Genomic DNA, 8120 nt, shown 5'->3' with positions numbered 1-8120 from the left:
GCACATCTTTGTCAGAGTCTTCTAGGAGTGGAATTAATCTTGGAATTACAGTTTCAGAACCTATTGTACCCAGAACTTCTACTGCTTTCTCGCGCACATCTTTGTCAGAGTCTTCTAGGAGTGGAATTAATCTTGGAATTACAGTTTCGGAACCTATTGTACCTAGAACTTCTACTGCTTTTTCGCGCACATAAGAGTTTGAGTGTTCTAGGAATGGAATTAATATTGGAATTGCAGTTTCAGAACCTATTGTACCGATAGCTTTTGCTGCACTTCTACGCACCTCATAGCTAGTAGAGTGTTCTAGAAGTGGAATTAATATTGGAATCGCAGTTTCGGAACCTATTGTCCCCAGAGCTTCTGCTGTACTCCCAACTAAATTAGAGTTAGAGTCTTTTAAGAGTGGAATCAACCCCGAAGTAGCAGCATCCGACTTCGTTAACCCTGCCAACTTAACCTTCACCAACCCAGGCAACTCCAACCCATCAACCTCCACAAACGCGCGCTCCTGAAACCTCCTTTGCACCTCTCCCACCAACCTCGCCCCCAAAAACCAATCTACCTCCAACGCCAACCTTACCACCCGCACCGCTAACCCCTCATCCTCCACCAACCCCAACATCAACGCCACTACTTCCGTCCACTTCAAATAATTCAAATAATCCCACTGCAACCCATAGTCACTCAAACCAGACAACAGCGACAACAACCTTTCCGCCACATAATACTCCTGCAATAACTGATGGCGAAACGAAATCTGACCATCATCTCCCACCTGAATCAAATGATGCTCCAATAAATCCTCCAACCAACGCATCGCACAGTCAGTCGGAGCAACCACCTCCCCTCGCAAAAACTCTGCCAACACCTCCTCAGCTTTTTGCCGAGAAATAGCAACCATAATCTCAGTTTTCGACTCCCCATTCGTCATCACCCACGCCAACTCCTGCAATAACCTATCCCACCAACGTCGAGAACTTTCATCAACGGGAACATCTTGCTTGAGACGACTACGATAAGTCTGAGTAAAACTCCGAAACACCAACCCTAGATTAGCAGGTACTTGATAATTGTTATTAGCAAACACCGAACACAACATCAACAAAAACATGGGAGTTTCCCCCAACTCCCGCAACCTCCCCTGCAACTGCTGCCATAATTTTTCACCATGCTCTGGCAAATAAGCACAGACAAACTCCTGCATTTGAGATTCCGTCAGAGGCAGCATTTCCAACTTTTTCTCAATCCCCAAATCTCCCCCCAGACTCAAATCTCGCGTGGTAAACACCATCGCAGTTTTGGGGTAGTCTTGCCGAAACATTCTCACCTGTTGTCGTGCCGCTTCCGATGCCATCTCGTTAAACCCATCGAAGAGCAGCAAAAGGGGAGTGTGGGTAGGGACGTTTCGCTGCGCGACATGAAACGCATTTTTGTTATCAACGTCCGTACGGGAGGTGTGGGGAGTGTGGGGAGTGAAAGATTCATCGATTGGTTCAGCAACGCCCAAAAATTCACCTTGACGGAGCCAAGTTTCTAGAGTTGCTTTATCTATATTTATGGTGGGGTGGTGTTTGTGGATAAATTTTTGGATTCTCTCAAGTACGGAAGTTTGACTGTAGCGTAATTCTATGAGAATAGGAATATGGCCATTTTCTCCAGACCTGACCTTATCTGCCTCTTCTAATAACAATCTGGCCAAAGCAGTTGATTTTCCCGAACCTGGTCTTCCCACCAATAAAACATGATTAGGGGCATATTTGCGCAAACCCTCTAAAACCGTCAACCGTTCAATTTTCTCTTCTGGACGTTCCCTTTGTTTTTCCTCCGCAATAGTTTGTACCATCAAACCCAAGTCCAACAGTGGAGAAATATTTTGCCGTTGCTCAACAGGCTTTTTTCCCGCCACATCCGTCAGAGTATAAACCTCCCACCATTGGGCGTATTCTTGGCAAATTGATTCTAGATAGGGCTTCCACATACAAGTCAAAAGTCACAATTCAAAAGTCAAAAGTAAGAATTTTCAAGTTAGAAGTTAGAAGTTATATTATGTCCACATACAAGTCAAAAGTCACAATTCAAAAGTCAAAAGTAAGAATTTTCAAGTTAGAAGTTAGAAGTTATATTATGTCCACATACAAGTCAAAAGTCACAATTCAAAAGTCAAAAGTAAGAATTTTCAATTTAGAAATTAGAAGTTATATCATGTCGGGTGGAAAGTATTAAAAGTTTGTAGTGTTGCTCTAGCCCATTGAAATATCTATCTTATTGCTCAAGTCCTACTACAAACAAAGAGTTATTATTCCGACATCGAATTGTAAATCAGAAGTTAGGGGTTAAATTTATCGCTAATTATATCTGTCTTATTGCTAAAGCCCAACTACAAACAAAAACTTATTATCCCGACATCATATTGTAAGTCAGAAGTCAGAAGTTGAATTTGTAGCAAATTATATCCGTAAATACCTATAATACCATTTGGACAAATATTTTGTACAAATATCTATAAACCTCTTATTTCTTACTACCTAATTCCACTAATGAAAAAACAAGATAAAACCTTACCTTTAACCTTACTTGGAGCAGCTTTCGTAATGATTGTCGGCAGTGTCGCTGGCTATATCCTCATATCTTCCGAAGAAACAGTAGACAATTTGCCTCTGGGTGCCGAGGTTGTCCCCAAGGATGCAATGATGACTTTACATCTTTCTACTAACTCCAATCAATGGGAACAACTTCAACAATTCGGCACTCCTGAATCAAAAACTGCTTTAAAAAAATTGTTGGGGGAGTTGCGCGATCGCTTCCTAACTACCTATGGCTATAATTATCAACGAGATATTCAACCTTGGATAGGGAAGAAAGTGATGATAGCCTTTTTGCGCAAATCTACTTTAGAACCTTCTAACCCAACTACTCCCGACTCTCCACCACCACCCCCTGCTCAACAAGCAACTATGATGGTATTGCCCATCGCCGATCCAACGGCAGCTAAACAAATTTTAGACAAACCGCGCTCTCCTAAAGAAGGTAAATTAGTTAAACGTACCTACAGAGGTATTGAAATTACAGAAACTGAAGGAGTACCTAACCAAGATATTTCTGTCGCAGCATTGGGAGGAAAGTTTTTAGTAGTTACTAATTCTCAAACGGCAATAAATCGAGCGATCGATATATATAAAGGAGACAACTCTCTAAAAAAAGCTCCTGGTTATATAGCAGCGATGGAGAAACTGGAAACTGCTGCACCTTTTGCTCAGGTATATGTGAATATTCCTATTGCTGCTGCTTATACTTCTAGTAAATCTATTACTCCTGTGTCTGAGGAAAATCTCAAACAACTTGAGGATAACCAGGGAATGGCAGCAACAGTCAGCATAGTTCCTGAAGGTATAGATTTAAAGGCAATTTCTTGGCTCAAACCAAATAGTCAGAAAAAGTTTAGTGTAGAAAATAATGCCACAGGAATGTTAAATCGAGTTCCTGGAAATGCTTTGATGATGATATCTGGCAGTAATTTACAGAAAATGTGGTCTGATTATGTCAAGGGTGCAGCAGCTAATCCCATCGCTCCCATTAACCCAGATACATTCCGTCAAACTGTGAAGAATGGAACTGGGATGGATTTAGATAAGGAATTGATCAACTGGATGGCAGGAGAATATTCTTTGTCTTTACTACCTATTCCCAAAAATAAGGATCAGTTACAAAAATTTGCTGCGGGGTTTGTGTTTATGGTTAAGGCAAGCGATCGCCGTGCTGCTGAGGAGTCTCTGAAAAAATTGGATGAGGCGATGAAGAAAAAGGAATTTGAGGTAGGTGAAGCTGTTGCGAGCGGAAAACCTGTTGTGAAATGGACTTCACCATTTGGTGGTTTTACTGTAATTCGTGGTTGGTTGAATGGGAATGTGGCATTTTTCACTTTAGGAGGATCTGTGGAAAATCAAATATTGCCTGCACCGACAAATTCTATGGCAGAAAGTGTGGTATTACAAGAAACTCTACCATTAGAGTCAGAATCTTTTAATGGCAACTTTTTCATTGATATTAGTCGGACTTTCAATCCTCAAAATCTTTCTATTCCGCAGTTACCTGCAAATCAAAAAGTTTGGGTAGATGGTATGGAGTCTATTGGGGTGACATCTATTGTTAGTAATAGTCGGACAACTAATTATGATGTATTTGTGAAATTGAAAAAGCAACAGTAAGTATAGCCTTATGGGTAAGTCAGAAGTCAGAAGTTATATGATTTCCCAAAATGGTGCAATAGTAGGGGCGGGTTTATAATTAATGGATAATAATTAATAATTAATAATTAATAATTACCTCTTGTTAAAACTCAGAGATAGTACGCAAGTACGGAAATATTATTTCATTATTCATTATTCATTATTAATTAATTTCAAACCCGCCCTAATGCACACCCATTTAGATGTGTCACACCAGTAAGGCTTGAGCAATAAGATATATGGGCTAAATTCCTACTACTGGACTGACACAGCTAAAACTGTGCATTAGGGAGTAGGGGAGTGGGGGAGTAAGGTAGGGACGTTGCATAAGGGCGTCCGTACGGGAGAAGGACTGTTGTTGGGTTGAGGAACAAAACCCAACCTACATTTATTGCACCATTTAAGGTGTGTCAGTCTACTACAAGCTTTAATTATAACTATTCAACCGGAAGTGATATTTCTAACTGTACGTTGTCTATCCGACAACTCCCCTATCTGAAATTCTGACTTCTACTTCCTAACTAATGTATAGCAATGCTACCAGATTTGATATTATCCCAATCTTGATTATGATTAAAATTTCTCCCAATATTCAAAAGTTTTTCCCTGGGTTAAAAAGGCTGAAAGTTGTCATGCTGCTATTCGTCTTGTTTGTAATTCCCACATCAGTTATAGCTCAAGAAAAAAATCGGATACAATTACGCATTGAGTTCGATGTCAATAGGAAAGGAAAGCCGACTAATTTAGAAGTTATTGAAAGTAGTGGCAACGAAAAGTTCGATCAGGCAACTTTAAAGGCAATAGAAAGAATGCGCTTTAAGGAATCGGATGATACTCGAAAAGGAATATGGGCTGACATAAATGTTGAATTTAATGGATTAAACCCCTACGTTTATCCGCCAGAGATGATTAAAAAATTCGTCGATAGTTGTAGCGACGGACAACAGAAAAAGGAGTTTTGTGTTTGTATGATCGAACAAGCTCAAAAACAATATCCCTTAGAAGCTTTTTTAGAAATTTCTTTTCAGATATTTCAAGGTAATGTTTCTGCTGAGGGCAAAGAATTTTTTCAAGACCTTATATATCCTTGTATAACAAAATTTCCCATAGAATAATTTTTACCTTCTACTCCAGCACCGAGAGATAATTCTAGTATCAAATAGCTTAATTTTTACTGCCAAATAATTTATTACCATAAGCATTGAGTTGAATGTTAATATCTGTACCTTATATACTTGGAATCTTGGGAATCTGTTGTATAATTTATATCTAGATTATACAACACCATATTTGTTTGTTACTTTTAAACTAAATACAGTAGGTATAAAAAAGATCCTGATTACTGATTAAGCCAATTTTCTAAATCATTTATGCTATTGAAATCTAAGAAATATTCCCCCAAATTTTCCAATTATTCAATAGTTAAATTTCCAATTTTGCTAATTGTTTCTCTATTAATTTCCCCAAAACGCTTTTTCAATTGACGAATTATTAAGGCGATCGCTTCATCTTTTCTCCCTTCTTTTCTTCCTTCTTCTTTAGCAAAAGTTATTTTTCCCCTTTCATCTTGCAATGCCATAGCACGACTTTGTGCTATTTCTAATTCTTCTGGACTCATACCAGCTTGATTAGCTAAATTTAAAGCTAATTCTATCTCTGATGCTTCTCCTAATGAAGGTGGAATCTCATCGAAACTAGAAGCTTCTTTGAGGAAATAAATCCATTTATCTGCTAAACTTTCTAACTCTGATAGTTTTTTCTTAAACTTGGGTAATTCCACAAATACTAATCGTAATTCCTCATCCAAACATTTAAAATTTTCTATTTCTTCTTTCAACACAAATTTATTAATAATTTCCTGGGCTTTTTTAAACAGAATGAAATCGGTAATTGTCACAGCCATCACTGGTTTAAGTCTAATATAATTATCAGAAGTTTTTAATTGATTAGCATATCCTTTTGCCACATTATAAACTACCCGTTTACCAAAACTTTTCATGGATGATACTTGTATTTCGATTACCACAATTTTTCCATCAGCTCAGACTGCTTTTACATCTAAATAAGTATCTTTTAAAGTTAAAACTTGACCAGGATTATAAGGATTAATAATGGTTAAAGATTGAATAGTTTTTTCTCCATTGTAAATCACAGTATTGAGGAAAATAATCAAGATATCTTTACTTTCCTCGGAGCCAAAAACTTTTTTGAATACATAATCTATTTTCGGGCTAATAAATTATTTTTCTCCAATATTTCCCCTTGAGTTTGACATTTTTAATTAGACTTACAGGAGGCATATTTACCACATCATAACTAATCCTGAATTTGGTTAAATTATATAGCAATCTTAAATAAGTTATAAGATTTTTATCGTAGGGGTTTGGTCTCCAAACCCAAGGGGAAAGGGATTGGTAAACCAAACCCCTACATTTTTTTTTACGAATTATTTCTTATGGCTATAGCAGATATTTCAGTCAATAATAAATTAATAAATGACAGCTAAATACTTACCGAAATAATTAATAATTCAACAATTAAATAATTAGACCATTCACGCCTTGAAGCCTCCCCTTTCAAGGGGAAAAAATAAATATGCATCCCCCTTTGTGTCAATCCTCTCCCTTTTAGGGAAAGGTAATTATCAATTATCAATTATCAATTATCAATTAATGAACGATGAATAATGAAATAATTCAGGTTAAAAGCTTCCTATTTCAATGAGAAAAATGGTTCATTAATCCTATCTCTTTTAGGAAAGAGTAATTATCAATTATCAATTATCCATTATCCATTATTCATTATCCATTAATGAACTGCAACTTCCAAAAAACCAGAAATTTCTCGACAATACTCATTACATAATTGCGACATTCGGAAATCTTCATTACGAGGATAAGTCGCATCTATTTTAACATCTGCTACTACTCTACCAGGGCGAGCAGCCATCACAATTACTCTTTGGGATAAATACACTGCTTCATAAATATTATGAGTCACAAAAACTACAGTCCAATTTCGTTTTTGCCACACATCTAATAGATCGCTATTTAATTTACTACGAGTCATTTCATCCAAAGCACCAAAAGGTTCATCCATCAGAACAATTCTTGGCTGAGTTACTAACGCCCTAGCAATAGAAACCCGCATTTTCATTCCACCTGATAATTGTCGTGGATAAGAACGTTCAAAACCATTTAATCCGACTAAATTAATTGCTTCTTGCACAATTGTGCGAGATTCTCTCAGAGATTTTCCTGTTAATTTTAGAGGTAAATGTACATTATCAATCACATGAGACCAAGGCATTAAAGCTGGTTCTTGAAATACAAAAGCTAACTCATTTTTATCCTTATTTATATTTGATTCAATTTTGCCAAAACTAACTTCACTTAATCTTGCTATTAATCGTAATACTGTGCTTTTTCCACAACCAGACGGTCCGACAATAGTGACAAATTCTCCTTGATTAATTGTCAAGTTCATGTCTTGCAAAGCAACAGTACCATTAGAATAAATTTTATTGACGTGATTACAGGAAATAGCTGTTTGATGATTCATTTTTATTATTGATATTGATGTTAATTGATTAGTACAATTACCATGTTATACCAATTTAAAAATACTTACTACAAATACTATGGTTTTTTTTAGGAGTTGTAGGGGCGATTTCCTCACGGAATGCTCCGCAAACGCAAATCGCCCCTACTTCGATACCATTTATCAGTTCATAACTTATCTTATTAGTCAAAGGAGCATCTCCTGTAAAGTCTTTTTATCGCCCTTATTATTCGTAACTTTCTTTTCTCAAATTGGTATTATACCATTTATAGCAATATAATTGAAGTTGTGTATCGGATATTTTTTACGGAGTAGAGGAGAAGAAAAATAAAT

At 36.9% G+C, this 8120-nt stretch carries 4 protein-coding genes and 1 pseudogene; 2 read left to right on the top strand and 3 right to left on the bottom strand.

From position 1 onward, the window contains the following. On the bottom strand, positions 1-1978 hold a 1978-nt coding region (locus tag ACP6PK_RS13335; protein ID WP_426560022.1), incomplete at its 3' end, for a HEAT repeat domain-containing protein. Positions 1979-2537: 559 nt separating this feature from the next. Between ACP6PK_RS13335 and ACP6PK_RS13330 the strand changes: the two genes are divergently transcribed. Together ACP6PK_RS13330 and ACP6PK_RS13325 are read left to right on the top strand one after the other, a co-directional pair. Then, positions 2538-4205: a DUF3352 domain-containing protein gene (locus ACP6PK_RS13330; RefSeq protein WP_426560021.1), complete on the top strand. Its 1668-nt coding sequence runs from the start codon at positions 2538-2540 to the stop codon at positions 4203-4205. Positions 4206-4795: 590 nt separating this feature from the next. Further along, entirely contained in the window at positions 4796-5341 is a 546-nt protein-coding gene (locus ACP6PK_RS13325) for an energy transducer TonB family protein (RefSeq protein ID WP_426560020.1), read from the top strand. Between the two features lie 224 nt (positions 5342-5565). Here the strand turns inward: ACP6PK_RS13325 and ACP6PK_RS13320 are convergent. Together ACP6PK_RS13320 and ACP6PK_RS13315 are read right to left on the bottom strand one after the other, a co-directional pair. Then, positions 5566-6462 (bottom strand): annotated as a pseudogene (locus ACP6PK_RS13320) (Rpn family recombination-promoting nuclease/putative transposase). 572 nt (positions 6463-7034) lie between these two features. Beyond that, positions 7035-7787: an ABC transporter ATP-binding protein gene (locus ACP6PK_RS13315; protein WP_426560019.1), complete on the bottom strand. Its 753-nt coding sequence runs from the start codon at positions 7785-7787 to the stop codon at positions 7035-7037. Positions 7788-8120: the final 333 nt, after the last annotated feature.

It is taken from the genome of Dapis hubbardiae BLCC-M172 (assembly GCF_050016015.1).
In the GTDB taxonomy this organism is placed as follows: Bacteria; Cyanobacteriota; Cyanobacteriia; order Cyanobacteriales; family Microcoleaceae; genus Trichodesmium.
This window is presented reverse-complemented; position numbering and strand designations above follow the sequence as displayed.

Coding starts and splice junctions, on each gene's coding strand:
- ACP6PK_RS13330 (WP_426560021.1), top strand. CDS start 2,538: ATGAAAAAACAAGATAAAACCTTACCTTTAACCTTACTTGGAGCAGCT.
- ACP6PK_RS13315 (WP_426560019.1), bottom strand. CDS start 7,787: ATGAATCATCAAACAGCTATTTCCTGTAATCACGTCAATAAAATTTAT.
- ACP6PK_RS13325 (WP_426560020.1), top strand. CDS start 4,796: ATGATTAAAATTTCTCCCAATATTCAAAAGTTTTTCCCTGGGTTAAAA.